Below are 18,889 nucleotides of genomic sequence, written 5' to 3' on the forward strand. Positions count from 1 at the left end.
CCATATCGGGGAGCCGCATGACCACGCCTTCATACCTTTTCCTGCTCATCCAACGAGGCTGCCGCCGGGGTTGCCGATGAGCGGCGTCGCCACCGCCTGGGGCCGCGCCCTGCGCGCGCAGTTCTCCAGCCGCATGCTGCTGCTGTCGCTGGTGCCGCTGCTGCTGTCGCTGCTGACCTGGGGCGCGCTGCTGTGGTTCGGGCTGCAGCCCTTCCTCGACTGGCTGCATGCCGTCTTCGCCGACTACGGCTGGTTCCAGGCCAGCGGCAGCATGCTGTCGACGCTGGGCCTGGGCGTGCTGCAGGTAATGGTGGTGCCGCTGATGGCCATCATCCTGCTGCTGCCGCTGATGATCGCAAGCTCCCTGCTGTTCATGGGTATCTTCGCGATGCCGGCAATCGAGGCCTACGTCGGCCGGCGCCAGTTCCCCCAGCTCGAACGCAAGGAGGGCGGCAGCTTCGCCGGCAGCGTCTGGATGAACCTGACGAGCGTGATCGTGTTCGCCGGCCTGTGGCTGATGACGGTGCCGCTGTACGCGGTGCCGCCGGTGGCGGTGCTGGTGCAGGCAGCGTTGTGGGGCTGGGTGACGTCGCGCGTGATGAGCTACGACGCGCTCGCGGCCCATGCCACCGCCGCCGAGCGCCAGGCCTTGATGAAGGCGCGGCGCTGGCAATTGCTAACGATCGGCATGATCTCGGGCCTGCTGGGCGCCATGCCCGGCATCGCCTGGATGGGCGGCGCCGTGCTGTCGGTGGTGCTGTTCCCGTTTCTCGCCATCCTGTCGGCCTGGCTGTACGTGATGATCTTCCTGTTCACCGGCCTGTGGTTCCAGTACTACTGCCTGCAGGCGCTGCAGGACCTGCGCGCCGCCAACGCAAGCGCCCCGGTGGCATCTTGAAAGCGAGGAGAGTTCCATGGCATTCGGCCTGATCGTCGTCGGCGACGAAATCCTGTCCGGCAAGCGCCAGGACAAGCATTTTTCGAAAGTGGTCGCGCTGCTGGCCGAGCGCGGCCTGCAATTGACCTGGGCCGAATTCGTCGGCGACGAGCGCGAACGCATCGCGGCGACCCTGCGCCGCACCTTCGCCGGCGACGACATCGTGTTCTCCTGCGGCGGCATCGGCGCCACGCCCGACGACCATACACGCCAGGCCGCAGGCGCTGCGCTGGACCTGCCGCTCGAAGTGCATCCGGAAGGGCGGCCGCTGCTCGAAGCGCGCATCCTGCAGGCCGGACGCGAGGCGGGCCAGGAAGTGGACTTGTCGGCACCGGAGAACCTGCAGCGCCTGAAGATGGTCGAATTCCCGGCCGGCGCCACGCTCATCCCGAACCCCTACAACGGCATCCCCGGCTTCACCATCGCCCGTCACCACTTCGTGCCGGGCTTCCCGGTCATGGCCTGGCCGATGATCGCCTGGGTCCTCGACACCTATTACGCCGACCTGTTTCACCAGCAGGCGCACGCGGAACAGTCCATGCTGGTGTATGGCCAGGCCGAGGCCGTGCTCGTTCCGCTGATGGAGGCGATCGAGGCGCGCTACACCGGTGTGCGCGTGTTCAGCCTGCCGAGCGTGGGCGAGGACGGCAGCCGCCGCCACATCGAGCTCGGCGTCAAGGGCGTGCCTAACGAGGTGGCGCCGGCCTTTGCTGCCATGCGGGCGGAACTCGACCGTGCAGAGGCCGAATACCGATGCTTGTAGGCTCCAGGCTCTTGATGTATCGGACCAAACTATGACGTTAAGTCATCGCACGATTTTTACCGTCAAGCGCGAATTGGCAAGGCCGGCATCCGTCAACGGTCCATCTGGCACATTTTCGAGCAGTTCTTTTCAAGCGCATCTTTCAAGCTTTCCGTTTCCGCCGCTTCTGCATCGCGCAGCGTTTTGAGCTTCGCGCTGTCCTGCTCGACTCGTTGCTGTTTTTGAAGATCCTGGATTTTCTTCATCTTCTCGGCATAGCGGCCACGCAAAGCGTCGGGCTCTTCAAACGCAAGCGTCGTACATTTTTTGTAACAAGCTGCTGGCGAGAACAGTGGCTCACCAAGCGCGCTGGCACTACTCCCCAGGGCACCAGCACAAATCAACACACCGACGATGATCTTTACAAGCATTTTTTCATCCATTTCAAGTAATTACTGCCGCTAAGCCAGACGAGTCAGTCGAGCATGGAACTCTTCATTGAAGCCCGTCATCGTTTTCTTTTCAGTTACCAGCACCGATACGATTTTTCCTTCATTTTCAGAAGCTACACTCTGCACGTACGCCAATTTTTCTGTAGGCAGCGGCACTTGTACGCTTTGTGAAGCGGCCGTCGGCGAGGGAAAATTGATCAATACGGTTTCGTTTCTCCGCAGCCAGATTATCCAGGCTTGCCACCAGCCGATAAGCAGCCGTCGGCTTCCAATGCAGACTGGTATTGAGCGATACTTGCCGTCCTTCGTAAATCCGGTGGGAGACGCTGTCGCGAACCCAATCTCCCGGTAGCACGCTCAGGTCGACATCGGCCTTGAGCGGTTTTTCGTCAGCGTAGTAAGTGATCCCGAGTTTCGCCCGCCATGGCGACTGGCCTGCGAGGTGATTATCTGGACCGGCCAGCCCCGACAGACGGGATTGGGCCATGCCGACAGTCCCTGTCAAATCGAGTCTTGGCGCGCTTTTCCAAAAATCGCGCGTCGCCAGCCGCACAGAGAGGTCGATACCGGCAACATCGGCCTTGCCCAGATTGACGGGCCGTCTGACATATCGTGGATCAGCTGCCCAGGCCACGCTGCCGACACCGATCTCCTGCCCGATTTTTCCTGTAATCGCGCGATAGTAGATTTCCGCGGAAAGTTCGCTGTTCGCTCCGAGTGCATGTGAGTAGGATGCATTGACGCCCAGGGCGCTTTCCGGTGTCAGTTCATAATTACCCGTGGTGTCCGGCGTATCGGGACCGTTGGGAACACAGGCTCCCCCGGCCAGGCAAGGCGCAAGCGAGCTGATTCCCGGACGCGATAAAAATTGCGACATGGATGGCATTTGGAAGGTGCGCGCTATCGACAGCCTGAGCCGGCGACGTGTCTCGCCTGGAAGCTTGCGCACGACATGCAGGGACGGTGCCCAGAGATGAAATGTTTTCCGTCCTTGCAGTGGTCCCTCGCGAAATGCAAGCTGCTGCGTTTCCATCGACAGGCCGAGATTCAATGCAATTCGCCTGTTGAGCTGCCACTCGTCCTCCACGAATAAACGCAATGTCTGCCGGGAAAACGAGTTGGAGCGCCCGAACAGAGCAACGATCTGGTCAGCTTGCCCGTCGATCAGCCCCTCGTAAGAAAGGATGCCGCGCGATCTCGCATAGCGAAGCCCCGATTCCAGCTGATGTTCGTCCGACGGAGCGGGCTTGTACGTCACATCGGTAATGTGGTTCGTCTCGCTGCGCTCCTGGTTCTCTGTCGACCTGTAGGTATCGGATTGCCCGCCCTGGTCGACTTGCGCGCTTTGCCTGGACGCGATCGTATTCCGGTTCAGCGTATGCTTGACTTCGATTTGGCTCTCGTCCGGCATGCGCCAGTTTAATTGCACAGGAATCGCTTGATTGGACATTCGGTTTCGGCTCACGTCGTGTACCGTCCGCTCGCTGTCGAATCCTGGACCAAGCCGATGGTCTCTGGATTCGCTCCTGACGATGACCTGGCCGATCTCCGGCATGGTTTTCAATTCCACTGCGTGACCGATTCGATAGACCACTTCGCTGGAACCGATCAGGTAATCAGTGGATGTGTCACCGTCATACTCGCCGTACCTGGTCGTCTGCCATGCGTCTTTCTCCGATACCTCTGCATAGCGGCCGACGTTCGGGGTCACGCCATTGCGGGCGACCACGGATAAATTGAAGCTGAGTGGCGCCTCCGCTGCCGTCCCATTGTTGAGCCATGTGAGGTTGCCGTTACCGTGGCCCGCCGCATGGGAGGCCGAAGCGGTGATTTGGCTGAAACGTTGAGGTGCCGCCGTGCGACGAATGATGTTAATTGTCCCGCCAATTCCGAAGGGGCCAGTCGACGCCGTCGCGGACGTCATGACTTCTATTCGCTCAACCTGGCTTGGGTCCATGTCGAAGGGGTCATTCACACCCGGTGGGAGACCATCGACCAGCACCTGCGTGTACCCCTGCATTCCCATCAAGCTGACGCGGCCGTCCTTACTTAGCGTTATGGCTGGCTCACGCCGCAAGATGTCGGCGACGTTCTGCTTGCCGCTCTCGGCAATTATTTTTCGCCCAATAATGAGCTTGCCAGCAACAAAATCATTCTCGCTTTGCTTCACCTGGCTCCCTGCAACGATGACTTGGGGTATGGGTTTGTCACTGGTCGCCTGGTCCTGCGCATGGCACGGTGTCATTATTGCGGCTGCGCCGCCAAAGCATAATGCCAGGGGCATGCAAACTATCTTCATTAAATTCTTGAAAACATCACCGTAGATAGTTATCTGCGGTTGAATTGGAGTACGCAAATCCCGGTGTGCAGCTCGAGGTATAAGCTCACCTGCATGGTAATTATTCAGCTACTGCATTAATTCAGCTACTGCATTATCTTTTTCGTCGTCACAAAATAGCATCAGGACAATATTCGATAAAAGCAAAATGGTCAATTTCAATCAATATGCTTATTGAATAAATGGCCTGCCTTATCGTGGCGAGAGATTCGATGTGATATGGCGCGAGCCGGACATCGATCGGACGTGGCATTCGTTGCCACACAGGCGCGTTTTTGTCGCGTCAACCAGGCGCGTCCAACATGCAAACGCTGAAGTCACCCAGTTCGCCGCGCCCGAGCGACCGGCTTGCTTGCGCTGACGATGGCGCCAAGCCTGAGCAGGCCTGCCTTGGAGACAACGTCCTGCTGCGTTGCACATCCTCGCCATGTCGCATGGCAGGGCCGTGGTTTGCGCCTTGTCGGACGCTTTTCCGTCACCGATCTCATCGGCTCCCACAGCCCATGGCTTCCTTCATGCCGTCTTGTTAACTCTGCCGTTGTTTTTTTGCGAAAAAGATCAGGGCAGGTCAAATTTGTTGAACAGGGCTACGTGGAAGACCTGTTGATGTGGTGGAATGATGGCTGCGGCGTGCTGGAATTTCGGGTGAGATTCGCGCGCCGGATGAACTAACGACGACCACGATCACTCGAACAAATCGGCATCAAGATGGCGAGCAGGTTGGCAGTGATTGCGGGCACAATGATTCAAACCGGTTGAGCCATCATGGAAAGTACCCGCCGTTTCAGACGGCCACGTAACGTATTTCGCGCCGTGCGCATCCTGCGCGGGCGCAGCGATGGCGGCAACGCCGCGCCGGTCCTCACTGCGGCGGGGGCCGAGCCGGATGTGCCGCTGTACGAAAGCTATCCGCACCTGTCGCTCGTTACCGACACCGGCAAGGAAGAGCTTCCCGACGATACCAACGAACCCGAGAGCGAAGGCGAGCCGCCGAAAGGCAGTGGCCGCGCCAGGCGCATCCTGTTCGGCCTGGCGCTGGTGATGGTCGCCGCCGGTTCCGCCTATGCCGTCTACGAGACGCGCACGTCCACGCTGCAGGCGAAGATCTTCGCCGGCATGATGAAGGACGTCAGCTACCGCATGGAGCAGGGACCGAGCGACGCGATCCGCTTCCCGGCCGACAGCCCCTACGACGCCCGCCTGGGCTATTCGCACCTGCCTGCCTTCCTCGGCAAGCTGCACACGCGCGACTACGTGGTCGACGCGCAGGCGCGCATGTCGCCGAAGATGCTGGAACTGGCCGACTACGGCCTGTTCGCGAGCTACCGCGAGAAGAACCGCGCCGGCCTCGAGATCCTCGATTGCCGCAGCCAGCCGCTGTTCGGTTCGCGCTTCCCCGAGCGCCAGTACGAGCGCTTCGACGAGGCGCCGCAATTGCTGGTGCAAAGCCTGCTGTTCATCGAGAACCGCGAGCTGCTCGATCCGGCCTACCCGAAGCGCAATCCCGCCATCGAATGGGACCGCTTCTCGAAGGCGGTGTTCGACAAGACCCTGCATTCGGTCGGCATCGGCGGCGGCTCGCGCGTGGCCGGCGGCTCGACGCTCGCCACCCAGATCGAAAAATACCGCCATTCGCCGGAAGGGCGCACCGCCTCGCTGCAGGACAAGATGATCCAGATGGCCTCGGCCACGCTGCGCGCCTACCACGACGGCGAAGACACCACCGGCGCGCGGCGCCAGATCGTGCTCGACTACCTGAACACGGTGCCGCTGTCGGCGAAGGTCGGCTACGGCGAAGTCAACGGCATCGGCGATGGCATGTGGGTCTGGTACGGCCGCGACTTCGCCAAGGTCAGCGCCGCCCTGAAGGGCGACATGGCCGATCCGGACGCGGTGCTGGCCTACAAGGAAGCGCTGTCGCTGATGATCGCCCAGCGCCGTCCGGCCTACTACCTCGGCGCCGGCAAGGAAGACCTGGAAACGCTCACCAACAGCCACCTGCGCGTGCTGGCGCAGGCCGGCGTGATCACGCCCCAGCTGCGCGACGCCGCGCTGGCGCTGAAGCTCAAGCCCGCGCTGGGTTCTGGCGTCGCGCCGCCGGAACCGAACGCTTTCGTCTCGCGCAAGGCCTCGAACGCGGTGCGCAACCACCTCGGCTACCTGCTGGGCGAGCCGCGCCTGTACAACCTCGACCGCCTCGATTTGTCGGTGGTCTCGACCCTGGACGCGCAAGCGCAGCAGGCCGTCACCGCGGCGCTGCGCCAGCTCACCAGCGCCGAGTCGGCGCAGGCGGCCGGCCTGACCGGCAAGGGCCTGCTCGGCAACGGCGACCCGGCCCAGGTGGTCTACAGCTTCACGCTGATGGAGCGCGGCGAGAACGTCAACTACCTGCGCGTGCAGACCGATAACTACGACCAGCCGCTCGACATCAACGAGCACGCCAAGCTCGACCTCGGCTCCACGGCCAAGCTGCGCACGCTGGTGACCTACCTCGACATCGTCGACCAGCTGTACCGCCGCTACGAAGGGATGGACCCGAAGGCGCTGCGCGAGACGCGCATCGACCCGAAGGATCGTATGAGCCAGTGGGCGGTCGACTACTTCCTGGCGCTGCCGGCGAACGGCGACCGGGGCCTGGCGCCGATGCTGGCCGCGGCGATGGACCGCAAGTACTCGGCGAATCCGGGCGAAGGCTTCTTCACCGGCGGCGGGCTGCATTACTTCGGCAACTTCAGCAAGCTCGACAACAGCAAGATCATGAGCGTGCAGGAAGCGCTGCAGCAGTCGACCAACCTGGTGTTCGTGCGCATGATGCGCGACATCGTGCGCTACTACATGTTCCAGCTGCCGGGCTCCTCGGCGCAGCTGCTGGCCGACGCCAGCGATCCGCGCCGTGCCCAGTACCTGGCGCGCTTCGCCGACAACGAAGGCAAGGTCTTCCTCGCCAAGTTCTGGAACAAGTACAAGGGCAAGACCCCGGACGAGGCCGAAGCCCTGCTGTTCACCGGCGTGCGTCCGCTCGCGTCGAAACTGGCCGCCGCGCACCGCACCATCGCCCCGAACGCGACGCTGCAGCAGTTCGGCGCCTTCATCAACGATACGCTGCCGAGCAACGAGGTCGACCAGGAACGCATCGAGAAGATGTACGAGCAGTACGCGCCGCAGAACATGTCGCTGGCCGACCGCGGCTACGTGGCCTCGGTGCACCCGCTCGAGCTGTGGCTGGTCGGCTACCTGCGCAACCATCCGAAGGCCGGCTGGAGCGAGGTGGTGGGCGCCAGCACCAAGGAGCGCCAGGAAGTGTATGCCTGGCTGTTCAAGACCAGCCGCAAGAACGCCCAGGACAAGCGTATCGCCGGCCTGATCGAAGTCGAGGCCTTCCTCAAGATCCACGCCCAGTGGAAGAAGATGGGCTACCCCTTCGATTCGCTGGTGCCGTCCTACGCGACCACGCTCGGCGCCTCGGCCGACCGTCCGGCCGCGCTGGCCGAACTGATGGGCATCATCATCAACGGCGGCGTGAGGAAACCCGTGGAGCGCATCGATTCGCTGCACTTCGCCAAGGACACGCCCTACGAGACGCGGGTGGTGCGCGCGCCGAAGGTCGAGCACGAAGTGGTGCTGGCGCCGGAAGTGGCGCGCGCGGTCGCCGACGCGATCCGCGGCGTGGTCTCGAACGGCACCGCCAAGCGCGTCAAGACCGCCTTCGCCACCCATGACGGCAGCGTGATCGCCCTGGGCGGCAAGACCGGCACCGGCGACCAGCGCTTCGACGTGTATGCGCGCGGCGGCCGCCTGATCGAATCGCGCTACGTGAACCGCTCGGCGACGTTCGTCTTCAACATCGGCGAACGCTTCTTCGGTTCCATGACTGCCTACGTGCACGGCCCGCAGTCCGAGCACTACGACTTCACCAGCGCGCTGCCGGTGCAGTTGCTCGTGACGCTGGCGCCGAGCCTGATGCCGATGATCGATCCGCAGCCGGGCAGCGTCGCCGCGCAGCGGCAGTGCGTGCGTTGAAGGGTGGCGTAAAAGCCGGTGAACGCGCGCGCCGGGCCAGCCGGCGCGCGGTTTCCACCATCCGCGGCTTTTCCCTGATCTCCCTGCGCGACCTGCTGGTCGCATCCGGCCCGACCATCGTGCTGGTGGCGCTGGCCTGCTTCATCGCGTATCTGGTGGTCGACCCGGCGCCGCCGCGCCAGGTGCGCCTGGCCACCGGCCAGGAAAACAGCGCCTACGAAACCTTCGGTCAGCAGTATGCCAAGGAGCTGAAACGCGACGACATCGCGGTCAGCGTCCAGCGCTCGCTCGGCTCGAAAGAAAACCTGGAGCGCCTGCAGCGCGGCGAAGCCGACATCGCTTTCGTGCAGAGCGGCTCGACCAGCGAGGAGGGGGCGGAGCAGGGCGAACTGGTATCGCTCGGCAGCCTGTTCACCGAGCCGGTCTGGCTGTTCCTGCGCGCGGACGTCAAGGCGAAGAGCCTGACAGGGCTGCGCGGCCTGCGCATCAACCTCGGCCCGGAAGGCACGGGCGTGCCGAACCTGTTCCGCCAGGTGCTGGCCGTGAACGGCATCGAGCCGGCGGAGCTGACGCTCGGCGCGCTCGAGAATACCCCGGCGACCGTGGAACTGCTGGCCGGGCGCATCGACGGCCTGGTGTTCAGTTCGGCGCCGGAAGCGCCGCTGATCCAGATGCTGCTGCAGACGCCCGGCATCCGCCTGTTCAACTTCGACCAGGCCGAGGCCTATACGCGGCGCCTGCCTTTCCTGACCCACGTGGTGCTGCCGCGCGGGATCGTCGACCTCGGGCGCGACATTCCGGCCCAGGACTACCACCTGATTGCACCCACGGCCACCCTGGTGGCGCGGGAAGACCTGCATCCGGCCCTGGTCGACCTGTTCGTCAAGGCGGCCGGCAAGATCCACGGCGGGGCAGGGTGGTTCCAGCAGCAGGGGCAATTCCCGTCGCCGAAGTACACCGAGATCCCCGTGGCGCCCGAGGCGGCGAAGTACTACCGCGACGGCCCGCCGCTGCTGCAGCGCTACATGAGCTTCTGGCTGGCCAACCTGTTCGACCGCCTGTGGGTCGTGGTGGTGGCGCTGGCCGCGCTGGTGATTCCGCTGTCGAAGATCGTGCCGCCGCTGTACGTGTGGCGGGTGCGCTCGCGCGTCTACCGCTGGTACGGCGAATTGCGCGCGGTCGAGCAGGCGGTCGAGAACGTGCCCGAAGACCAAAGGCGTTTCGTGCGCGAGGACCTGGTGCGCCGCCTGGACGACATCGAGACGCGCGTGAACCACATCTCGATCCCGCTGGCCTATGCGGACGAACTGTACCGGCTGCGCAGCCACATCGCGTTCGTGCGCGAGCGGGTACGCATCACGCTCGACGGCGATGACGACGGCAAGGTCGCCGCAGCGCAGCACTTGGCGGAGTAACTTGCCAGAGTAACAGCGCGGCGGCGAAACGGATTACACTGGCGGGCTTCGACTTGTCCGCAAAGGCCGCCATGACCCGCAGTCCGCTTTCCGTCCTTTCCCTCAGCCTGATGCTGGCCTTCGGGCTGGCCGCACCTTTATCCCACGCAGCCGGCGATGCGGACGCGCCTGCCGCCAAGCGCAGCCTGCAGGGCAGCTACACGAAGTACGAGTACCTCATCCCGATGCGCGACGGGATCAAGCTGTTCACCGTGGTCTACGTGCCGAAGGACAGCTCGCGCAGCTATCCCTTCCTGATGCAGCGCACGCCCTACAGCGCCGGCGTCTACGCCCAGGACGCGATGCGCTACGGCGTCGACTGGTATCCGGAAGCGATCGGCCCTTCGCGCGAATTCATGGACAGCGGCTATATCTTCGTGAAGCAGGATGTGCGCGGGCGCTACATGTCGGAAGGGAAGTGGCAGGAGATGACGCCGCATCGCGGTGCAAACGACACTTCGAAGCGTGCGGCGGGCGAAGGCGTCGAGAGCGAGGACATGCACGATACCGTCGCCTGGCTGCTGAAGAACGTCCCGAACAACAACGGCAAAGTCGGTATCTACGGCATCAGCTACCCCGGCTTCTACACGGCGGCCAGCATCATCGATTCGCACCCGGCGATCAAGGCCGCGTCGCCGCAGGCGCCGGTCACCGACCTGTACATGGGCGACGATTCGTACCACGGCGGCGCCTTCATGCTGGCCGCGAACTTCGACTTCTACGCCTCCTTTACCGAAGCGGCCAACCCGGCGCCGCCCTCGAAGAGCGACGCCGAATTCGACTACGGCACGACCGACGGTTACGATTTCTTCCTGAAGCACCTGACGCTGTCGCACATCGCCGCCACCATGAGCCCGGCGCAGCGCGGTTATTTCATGCCGAACATCGAGCACGACACCTATGACCAGTTCTGGCAGTCGCGCGCGATCGCGCCGCACCTGAAGAACGTCAAGGCGGCGGTGCTGACGGTGGGCGGCTGGTTCGATGCCGAAGACCTGGAAGGCCCTTTCATCACCTACCGCGCCATCGAAAAGCAGAATCCCGGCATCGAGAACCGCCTGGTGATCGGGCCCTGGGTGCATGGCGGCTGGGCTCGCGGCGACGGTGCGCGCCTGGGCCACGTGAACTTCGACAGCAAGACGGCCGACTACTACCGCAGGCAGATCGAATTCCCCTTTTTCGAACAGCACCTGAAGGGGGTGAAGCCGGCGCGCACGCTGCCGGAAGTAACGGCCTTCGAGACCGGCTCCAACGTCTGGCGCCAGTACACCGCCTGGCCGCCGGTGCAGGCCAAGGCACGCACGCTCTATTTCGGCGCGAACGGCAAGCTGGACTGGAAAGCGCCCGTGGCCGCGGGGACGGGCTATGATGAATACGTCGCCGACCCGCGCAAGCCCGTGCCCTTCATCGGCTACCCGGCCACCGGCGTGCCGCGCGAGTACATGGTCTCGGACCAGCGTTTCGCCGCGAAACGGCCCGACGTACTGGTCTACCAGAGCGAGGTGCTGGAAGAAGACGTGACGATCGCCGGTCCGGTGTTGCCGAAGCTGTTCGTCTCGACCACCGGCACCGACGCCGACTGGGTGGTGAAGCTGATCGACGTGTATCCGAACGCCTACCCGCAGCCGGAGGTGCAGGTGAAAGGCAGCGACGTGGTCGCGCCGCCGCTGGCGCTGGGCGGCTACCAGCAGCTGGTGCGCGGCAACCCGCTGCGCGCGAAATTCCGCCACTCCTTCGAGAAGCCCGAGCCGCTCGTGCCGAACAAGGTGGAGGCGATCAGTTATGAACTGGGCCAGGTGAACCACACCTTCCGCCGCGGCCACCGCATCATGGTGCAGGTGCAGAGCTCCTGGTTCCCGCTGGTCGACCTGAATCCGCAGACTTTCGTGCGCATCCCGACCGCGAAGCCGGAAGACTTCGTGAAGGCGACCCAGCGCGTCTACCGCGCGCCGGACGCGGCCTCGGGTGTGCAGGTGATGGTGATGCCGTAAGGAGCACGGTGACGCGGTGACCGGTAGGGTGGGGTCATCGAGGCCCCGGCCTCGATGACGAACGTGCCCACGCGTGAAGCCGGCGTCGTGTTGGCGTCTACAACGCGCTGCGTCTGTTCATGCGTCACGCGTGGGCACAGGGGCGCCCACCCTACGATATAAACGGCGCGGACTCCTTCGTCAGCGTCCTATCGAGCGTGTGCGATTCGCATCACGCCCCGATCCAAGGCAGCCCCGCCTTGCACCAGCCGCCGACCGTCTTGCGGTGCCCCTCCTGGTCGCGGTCGCCCTCGAAGCCTTCGAGGATGTCGAAGGCATTCGCGTAGCCCAGCTCGGTCGCGACGCGGGCGCCGTGGCGCGAGCGCACGCCCGAGCGGCACAGGAACAGCAGCACCTCGTCCTTGTTCGCGACCTGTTCCAGTTGCGGGCCGAACTGGGGATTCGGCTGGCCGCCGGGGTAGGTGACCCATTGCACCGCGACGTGCTGGCTTTCCGGCACGGCGACGCGGCCGACCCAGTCGCGCTCGGCATTGGTGCGCACGTCGACGATCTTCACGTTCGGATTGCTTTGAACCAGTGCAAAAGCCTCCTGCGGGGTAACGGCGCCGGCATAGGGCTGGCCTGCCGCGCGGCTGCGGGCGGCGTCGAGAATGGTGTCGGTCGTGCTCATATGAGTTCCTTGTCGAAATAGCTTCGCACCAGTATCACGCAAACTTGCCGAATCGGTGCGAAGCGCATCAAAATGGTGCGCATCGTGGTGCGTGCACCATGTTGGTGCATTGCTTGCGTTGGGCTGCACCATTGTGCAAAGCCGTATCGCCAAGGATTTTATGGTTAAACTCACGGGTTTCCAAAGAACGATTGCGCATTTGTTCATGACGGACTGCTGGCATGGTTCCTGCATATGTTTCGCTTGAGTATGTCGCACGTTGGCTGGACCGGTCGCCGAGACCCCGCCGCCTGACGGCACCACCCTTTTCATTTAGGAGAAACGCATGGCAAAGACCGCCGCAGATGTGATGCAGATGGTGAAGGACAACGAAGTCAAATTCGTTGATTTCCGCTTCGCGGATACGCGTGGCAAGGAGCAGCACGTCACCGTCCCTGTGTCGCACTTCGACCTGGACAAGTTCGAGTCGGGCCACGCTTTCGACGGCTCGTCGATCGCCGGCTGGAAGGGCATCGAGGCATCGGACATGCTCCTGATGCCGGACCCGGCCACGGCCAACATCGACCCGTTCATGGAAGAGACCACCCTGTTCATGCAGTGCGACGTGATCGAACCGTCGGACGGCAAGGGCTATGACCGCGACCCGCGCTCGATCGCCAAGCGCGCCGAAGCCTACCTGAAGTCCTCGGGCGTGGGCGATACCGCCTTCTTCGGTCCGGAACCGGAATTCTTCATCTTCGACTCGATCCGCTGGAAGAGCGACATGTCGGGCTGCTTCGTGAAGATCGAATCGGAAGAAGCCGCCTGGTCGACCGACAAGGAAATCGAAGGCGGCAACAGCGGCCACCGTCCGACCGTCAAGGGCGGCTACTTCCCGGTCCCGCCGGTCGACAGCTTCCAGGACATGCGCTCGGAAATGTGCCTCATCCTCGAATCGCTGGGCATCCCGGTCGAAGTGCACCACCATGAAGTGGCCGGCGCCGGCCAGAACGAAATCGGCACCCGCTTCTCGACCCTGGTCGAGCGCGCCGACTGGACCCAGAACATGAAATACGTGATCTGGAACGTCGCCCACAGCTACGGCAAGACCGCGACCTTCATGCCGAAGCCGATGAACGGCGACAACGGCTCGGGCATGCACGTGCACCAGTCGATCTGGAAGGACGGCAAGAACCTGTTCGCCGGCGACGGCTATGCCGGCCTGTCGGAAACGGCCCTGTACTACATCGGCGGCATCATCAAGCACGCCAAGGCCCTGAACGCGATCACCAACCCGGGCACCAACTCGTACAAGCGCCTGGTGCCTGGCTACGAAGCCCCGGTCAAGCTGGCCTACTCGGCCCGCAACCGTTCGGCCTCGATCCGCATCCCGCACGTGGCGAACCCGAAAGGCCGCCGCATCGAGGTGCGCTTCCCGGACCCGCTGGCCAACGTCTACCTGTGCTTCGCCGCGCTGCTGATGGCCGGCCTGGACGGCATCCAGAACAAGATCCACCCGGGCGAAGCCGCGACCAAGGACCTGTACCACCTGCCGCCGGAAGAAGACAAGCTGATCCCGACGGTCTGCGCTTCGCTGGAAGAAGCCCTGGACGCCCTGGACAAGGACCGCGAGTTCCTGACCCGTGGCGGCGTGTTCAGCGACGCCATGATCGACGCCTACCTCGACCTCAAGATGCAGGAAGTGCAGCGCATGCGCATGACGCCGCACCCGATCGAATTCGACATGTACTACTCGTCGTAATCGAGACGGCAAGAGCGTTGCGCTACAGCATCAAAAGCTGTAAGGCAATGTAACTTGCAGGCAAAAACGCGGGGCAAGCCGAAGGCTTTCCCCGCGTTTCTCTTTTTAATACGGTATAGTCGGCTCGACTTCCACTCGCACGCATGCGCGTGCAGCTTCCAACGATGCGAATGACAAGCAGTGTGACCCGGCGCGGTGTCCAGCTGGCGCTGGCGGCCGGATTGATGTTCAGCGGCGCCGCCGGCGCGCAGACGGCCGTCTACAAATGCGTCGACGCCCAGGGCCGCGTCGAATTCACCGACACGAACAAACGCGGCTGCAAGGCGCTCGACCTGCCGGGGTATATCCCCGCGCCGCCGCAACGCAGCGCGCCGGCCCCCGCCATGCGCCAGGGCAGCCCGGCGCCGGCCGCGGCCCCGAGCCCGGCCAATTTCCCGCGCGTCGACACCAGCCAGCAGCGCGTGCGCGACGACGACCGCCGCGAGATCCTCAACGAGGAGCTGCGCGCCGAGGAGCAGAAGCTGGCCGAGCAGAAGCGCGAATTCAACAACGGCGAGCCGCCGCGCAACGGCAACGAGCGCAATTACGCCAAGTACCAGGAGCGCGTCGGCCAGATGCGCGAGGACATCAACCGCACCGAGCGCAACGTCGAAGCGCTGCGGCGCGAGATCGCCAACATCCGATGAACGACCCGGACAGCGCTTTCCAGCCGCAGCCGGCCCGTTTCGCGGGCCTGGAACTGCTTGCCTCCAGCGTGCTGCTGGTCGATGCCGCCGACCGCGTACGCTACGCCAACCCGGCGGCCGAGAACATGCTCGACGCCTCGTTCAAGTGGCTCTCGCGCCAGGGGCTGACCGCGCTGTTCACCAACGGCGACGAGCTGGCCGCGCTGTGCGACCAGACCCGCACCCACCAGTACAGCGATTTGCGCCAGGACCTGGCGCTGGTGCGCCCGGGACGCGAGATCCTGCACGTGCACTCGATCGCCAGCAGCCTGGGCGAGGGCGAGGTGCTGATCGAGCTGCGCGAGAACGTGCAGCAACTCAAGCTCGACCGCGAGGAACGCTTCCTCGACCAGAGCCAGGCCAACAAGGAACTGATCCGCAACCTGGCGCACGAGATCAAGAATCCGCTGGGCGGCATCCGTGGCGCGGCCCAACTGCTGGAGCTGGAGCTGCCGCCAAGGCATCTGAGCGAACTGAAGGAGTACACGCAGGTCGTCATCAAGGAGGCCGACCGCCTGCAGACCCTGGTCGACCGCCTGCTGGCCCCGCACAGGAAGCCCCACATCGTCGGCGACGTCAACATCCACGAAGTCTGCGAGCGCGTGCGTTCGCTGGTGCTGGCCGAGTTCCCGAACGGCTTGACCATCCGGCGCGACTACGACGCCTCGATTCCCGAGTTCCGCGGCGACAAGGAGCAGCTGATCCAGGCCGTGCTGAACATCGTCCACAACGCCGCGCAGGCCCTCGCCGGACGGATCGCCGACGGCGACGCCGAGATCGTTTTGCGCACCCGGGTGGCGCGCCAGGTGACCCTGGCCAAGGTCCGCTACGGGCTGGCATTAGATTTGCATATCATCGACAATGGACCGGGCATCGCGCCCGATATCCGCGACCGTATCTTCTACCCGCTGGTGTCGGGAAGGGAGGGCGGCAGCGGCCTGGGATTGACGCTGGCGCAGACGTTCGTGCAGCAGCACCAGGGCATGATCGAGTGCGAAAGCCGGCCAGGACTGACGGATTTCAGGATCCTGCTGCCGCTGCCTTAGTTCCGTGAATGAGGTGGCTGGGGCAGGGCGCCGCGGTCGCTTATGAATCCACATTGCGGAAAGCCACGAACTACATGAAACCAATCTGGATTGTCGACGACGACGCATCGATCCGCTGGGTGCTGGAAAAAGCCCTGGCGCGCGAGAACCTCGAGACGCGCAGCTTCGCCAACGCGCGCGACGCCATGGCCGCCTTCGAGAACGAGACGCCGCAGGTGCTGGTGTCGGACATCCGCATGCCGGGCGAATCCGGCATCGACCTGCTGCAGGCGGTCAAGGCCAAGCATCCCGGCCTGCCGGTCATCATCATCACCGCCTTTTCCGACCTCGACTCGGCGGTCGCCTCGTTCCAGGGCGGCGCCTTCGACTACCTGGCCAAGCCCTTCGACATCGACAAGGCCGTCGCCCTGATCCGGCGCGCGCTCGAGGAAAGCCTGCGCGAAGCAAGCGTCGAAGCGGCGCCCGCCGAAACGCCCGAGATCCTCGGCCTGGCGCCGGCGATGCAGGAAGTGTTCCGGGCGATCGGCCGCCTGTCGCAGTCGAACGTGACGGTCCTGATCACCGGCGAGTCCGGCACCGGCAAGGAGCTGGTGGCGCGCGCCCTGCACAAGCACAGCCCCCGTTCGAACGAGCCCTTCATCGCCCTGAACACGGCGGCGATCCCGAAGGACCTGCTCGAATCCGAACTGTTCGGCCACGAGCGCGGCGCCTTTACCGGCGCCCAGGCAATGCGGCGCGGCCGCTTCGAGCAGGCCGAGAACGGTACCCTGTTTTTAGATGAGATCGGCGACATGCCTTTCGATCTGCAAACCCGTCTTCTGCGCGTGCTGTCGGACGGCCACTTCTACCGCGTCGGCGGCCACCAGCCGGTGAAGGCGAACGTGCGCGTGATCGCTGCCACCCACCAGAACCTGGAACAGCGCGTGCGCGACGGCCTGTTCCGCGAAGACCTGTTCCACCGCCTGAACGTGATCCGCCTGCGCCTGCCCAGCCTGCGCGAGCGGCGCGAGGACATTCCGCTGCTGGCGCGCCACTTCCTGGTGCAGAGCGCACACCAATTGGGCGTCGAACCGAAACGCATGAGCGAGAGCGCGATGCGTTTCCTCAGCGGCCTGGAGTTGCCGGGCAACGTGCGCCAGCTGGAAAACCTGTGCAACTGGATCACCGTGATGGCGCCCGGCCAGACGGTCGAGATCAAGGACCTGCCGCGCGACCTGACCCAGGGACAGCCGGCCGCGACTTCGCTCGCTCCGGTCGCCCCTGCGGAACCGGGCGCCTTGCCTGCCGCGCTGTCGGCGCCGCCGTCGCCCGACGGCTGGATCGGCCTGCTGGAACTGCAGGCCGCCAGCATGCTCAGCGCCGGCCAGTTCGAAGTGATGGACACGCTCGGCAAGCAGTTCGAATCGGCCCTGATCAAGACCGCGCTGAAGCACACGCACGGGCGCAAGAACGACGCCGCGATGCGGCTGGGGATCGGACGCAACACGATCACGCGCAAGATCGTCGAACTCGGCATCGACGGCACGCGCGAAGAGTAGGCACGCCGGTGCTTGCGGCCCGGACTCGTTGCTTCGGCCCGCTGCGCGGACCGTAGGGTGGGCACCCCGTGCCCACGCGGAAGGATGCGCCGTGCTGGCTTCGTTCTACGGTTGAGGCACGCTATGCCAGGCTGTGTTTGAATGCATGCCCTGCGGCTTTAATCGTGCCAACATGACGCATCGTTCCGCGTGGGCACTCGTGCCCACCCTACGGAACAACGATGGTGTAAGCTCACGCATCGCTGTCCCAACCATTCCGTTCCATGCTGATCAACTGCGTCGCCTACCAGGAAGGCAAGAAACTGTCCGATATCCCGGTCGAGGATATCAGCGAGTACCTGAAACAACCCAACTGCTTCGTCTGGGTCGCCCTGCGCGATCCTAGCCCCGAGGAACTCGCCGTCATGCAGGAGGAGTTCGGCCTGCACGAGCTGGCCGTGGAAGACGCCTCGCGCGGCCACCAGCGTCCCAAGCTCGAGGAATACGGCGACTCGCTGTTCGCCGTCGTGCGCACCGTCTACCTCGACAAGGAGGAGCTGTGTTCGGGCGAGGTGGCGATCTTCGTCGGTCCCAACTACGTGTTGTCGGTGCGGCGCGACTCGGCCCAGGGTTTCCTCGGCGTGCGCGCCCGCGCCGAGCGCGAGCCGCACCTGCTGAGAAAAGGCTCGGGCTTCGTGCTGTACGCGCTGATCGATGCCGTCGTCGACCGCTATTTTCCCATCATCGACAAGCTGGAATCGGACCTGGAATCGATCGAGGACCGCATCTTCGGCGGCCACGGCGCCCAGCGCGATAACATCGAGCGCCTGTATGACCTGAAACGCAACACCCTGGTGCTGCGCCACGCCGTGATTCCCCTGATGGATGCAATGGGGCGCCTGCACGGCGGCCGGGTGCCGGCGCTGGCCTTCGAAACCCAGGATTATTTCCGCGACATCCACGACCACCTGCTGCGCATCGCCGGGCGCCTGGACACCATCCGCGACACCATCGCCACCGCGATCCAGGTCACGCTGTCGATGGTCGCGATCGACGAGAACGAGATCAACAAGCAGCTCGCCGCCTACGCCGCCATCTTCGCGGTGTTCACTGCCTTTGCCGGGATCTGGGGCATGAACTTCGAGTTCATGCCCGAGCTGAAGTGGAAGTACGGCTATCCGATGGCGATCACGGCCATGGTTGCGGTCAGCTATTACATGTATCGCCGGTTTAAAAAGGCGGGGTGGTTGTAGAAC

At 64.0% G+C, this 18,889-nt stretch carries 14 protein-coding genes; 11 read left to right on the forward strand and 3 right to left on the reverse strand.

What is annotated here, in order from left to right:
• Positions 1-76: 76 nt before the first annotated feature.
• Both ACFOPH_RS23995 and ACFOPH_RS24000 read left to right on the forward strand, forming a co-directional pair.
• The gene (locus ACFOPH_RS23995; protein WP_312550115.1) at positions 77-898 is read left to right on the forward strand and encodes an EI24 domain-containing protein; all 822 of its coding nucleotides are present in this window, start codon (positions 77-79) and stop codon (positions 896-898) included.
• Between the two features lie 16 nt (positions 899-914).
• On the forward strand, positions 915-1,700 hold the full coding sequence (locus ACFOPH_RS24000) for a competence/damage-inducible protein A (protein WP_379737628.1): 786 nt from the start codon (positions 915-917) through the stop codon (positions 1,698-1,700).
• Positions 1,701-1,792: 92 nt separating this feature from the next.
• Here the strand turns inward: ACFOPH_RS24000 and ACFOPH_RS24005 are convergent, their stop codons facing one another.
• Both ACFOPH_RS24005 and ACFOPH_RS24010 read right to left on the reverse strand, forming a co-directional pair.
• The gene (locus ACFOPH_RS24005; RefSeq protein ID WP_312550117.1) at positions 1,793-2,110 is read right to left on the reverse strand and encodes a hypothetical protein; all 318 of its coding nucleotides are present in this window, start codon (positions 2,108-2,110) and stop codon (positions 1,793-1,795) included.
• 127 nt (positions 2,111-2,237) lie between these two features.
• Positions 2,238-4,487 (reverse strand): TonB-dependent receptor plug domain-containing protein, encoded by a 2,250-nt coding sequence (locus ACFOPH_RS24010; protein WP_379737630.1) that lies wholly within the window; start codon positions 4,485-4,487, stop codon positions 2,238-2,240.
• A 330-nt stretch (positions 4,488-4,817) separates the two neighbouring features.
• On the opposite strand from ACFOPH_RS24010, the gene ACFOPH_RS24015 reads away from it, so the two are divergent.
• The 4 genes from ACFOPH_RS24015 (at position 4,818) to ACFOPH_RS24030 (ending at position 11,934) form a co-directional block, all read left to right on the forward strand.
• A complete protein-coding gene (locus ACFOPH_RS24015; protein WP_312550119.1) occupies positions 4,818-5,141 on the forward strand; it encodes a hypothetical protein in 324 nt (107 codons plus the stop codon).
• 93 nt (positions 5,142-5,234) lie between these two features.
• Positions 5,235-8,489, forward strand: a complete 3,255-nt coding sequence (locus ACFOPH_RS24020; protein ID WP_379737632.1) for a transglycosylase domain-containing protein — start codon at positions 5,235-5,237, stop codon at positions 8,487-8,489.
• The gene (locus tag ACFOPH_RS24025; protein ID WP_312550125.1) at positions 8,486-9,904 is read left to right on the forward strand and encodes a TAXI family TRAP transporter solute-binding subunit; all 1,419 of its coding nucleotides are present in this window, start codon (positions 8,486-8,488) and stop codon (positions 9,902-9,904) included. Before ACFOPH_RS24020 ends, ACFOPH_RS24025 begins: the two co-directional genes overlap by 4 nt.
• 71 nt (positions 9,905-9,975) lie before the next feature.
• Positions 9,976-11,934, forward strand: a complete 1,959-nt coding sequence (locus ACFOPH_RS24030; protein WP_379737634.1) for a CocE/NonD family hydrolase — start codon at positions 9,976-9,978, stop codon at positions 11,932-11,934.
• Between the two features lie 211 nt (positions 11,935-12,145).
• On the opposite strand, the gene ACFOPH_RS24035 is transcribed toward ACFOPH_RS24030, so the two are convergent.
• Positions 12,146-12,604 (reverse strand): rhodanese-like domain-containing protein, encoded by a 459-nt coding sequence (locus tag ACFOPH_RS24035; protein ID WP_312550122.1) that lies wholly within the window; start codon positions 12,602-12,604, stop codon positions 12,146-12,148.
• Between the two features lie 325 nt (positions 12,605-12,929).
• On the opposite strand from ACFOPH_RS24035, the gene glnA reads away from it, so the two are divergent.
• The 5 genes from glnA to corA all read left to right on the forward strand — a co-directional run bounded on the left by glnA (position 12,930) and on the right by corA (position 18,886).
• Complete coding sequence (gene glnA, locus ACFOPH_RS24040) at positions 12,930-14,345, forward strand: type I glutamate--ammonia ligase (protein WP_312550123.1); 1,416 nt, start codon at positions 12,930-12,932, stop codon at positions 14,343-14,345.
• A 170-nt stretch (positions 14,346-14,515) separates the two neighbouring features.
• On the forward strand, positions 14,516-15,031 hold the full coding sequence (locus tag ACFOPH_RS24045; RefSeq protein WP_379737636.1) for a DUF4124 domain-containing protein: 516 nt from the start codon (positions 14,516-14,518) through the stop codon (positions 15,029-15,031).
• A complete protein-coding gene (gene glnL / locus ACFOPH_RS24050; protein WP_379737638.1) occupies positions 15,028-16,116 on the forward strand; it encodes a nitrogen regulation protein NR(II) in 1,089 nt (362 codons plus the stop codon). The genes ACFOPH_RS24045 and glnL overlap by 4 nt, the downstream gene beginning before the upstream one ends.
• Before the next feature lie 74 nt (positions 16,117-16,190).
• Positions 16,191-17,654, forward strand: coding sequence for a nitrogen regulation protein NR(I) (ntrC, locus tag ACFOPH_RS24055; protein ID WP_379737640.1), 1,464 nt, complete (start codon positions 16,191-16,193; stop codon positions 17,652-17,654).
• 263 nt (positions 17,655-17,917) lie between these two features.
• Entirely contained in the window at positions 17,918-18,886 is a 969-nt protein-coding gene (gene corA / locus ACFOPH_RS24060) for a magnesium/cobalt transporter CorA (protein ID WP_379737642.1), read from the forward strand.
• The last annotated feature ends 3 nt before the right edge of the window (positions 18,887-18,889 follow it).

It is taken from the genome of Massilia haematophila, assembly GCF_042647645.1.
GTDB lineage: Bacteria > Pseudomonadota > Gammaproteobacteria > Burkholderiales > Burkholderiaceae_D > Telluria > Telluria haematophila.

Excerpts from the sequence above, each read along its gene's own strand:
- ACFOPH_RS23995 (WP_312550115.1), top strand. The coding sequence starts at position 77 with ATGAGCGGCGTCGCCACCGCCTGGGGCCGCGCCCTGCGCGCGCAGTTC.
- ACFOPH_RS24000 (WP_379737628.1), top strand. The coding sequence starts at position 915 with ATGGCATTCGGCCTGATCGTCGTCGGCGACGAAATCCTGTCCGGCAAG.
- ACFOPH_RS24005 (WP_312550117.1), bottom strand. The coding sequence starts at position 2,110 with ATGCTTGTAAAGATCATCGTCGGTGTGTTGATTTGTGCTGGTGCCCTG.
- ACFOPH_RS24020 (WP_379737632.1), top strand. The coding sequence starts at position 5,235 with ATGGAAAGTACCCGCCGTTTCAGACGGCCACGTAACGTATTTCGCGCC.
- ACFOPH_RS24030 (WP_379737634.1), top strand. The coding sequence starts at position 9,976 with ATGACCCGCAGTCCGCTTTCCGTCCTTTCCCTCAGCCTGATGCTGGCC.
- ACFOPH_RS24035 (WP_312550122.1), bottom strand. The coding sequence starts at position 12,604 with ATGAGCACGACCGACACCATTCTCGACGCCGCCCGCAGCCGCGCGGCA.
- glnA (WP_312550123.1), top strand. The coding sequence starts at position 12,930 with ATGGCAAAGACCGCCGCAGATGTGATGCAGATGGTGAAGGACAACGAA.
- ACFOPH_RS24045 (WP_379737636.1), top strand. The coding sequence starts at position 14,516 with ATGACAAGCAGTGTGACCCGGCGCGGTGTCCAGCTGGCGCTGGCGGCC.
- glnL (WP_379737638.1), top strand. The coding sequence starts at position 15,028 with ATGAACGACCCGGACAGCGCTTTCCAGCCGCAGCCGGCCCGTTTCGCG.
- ntrC (WP_379737640.1), top strand. The coding sequence starts at position 16,191 with ATGAAACCAATCTGGATTGTCGACGACGACGCATCGATCCGCTGGGTG.
- corA (WP_379737642.1), top strand. The coding sequence starts at position 17,918 with ATGCTGATCAACTGCGTCGCCTACCAGGAAGGCAAGAAACTGTCCGAT.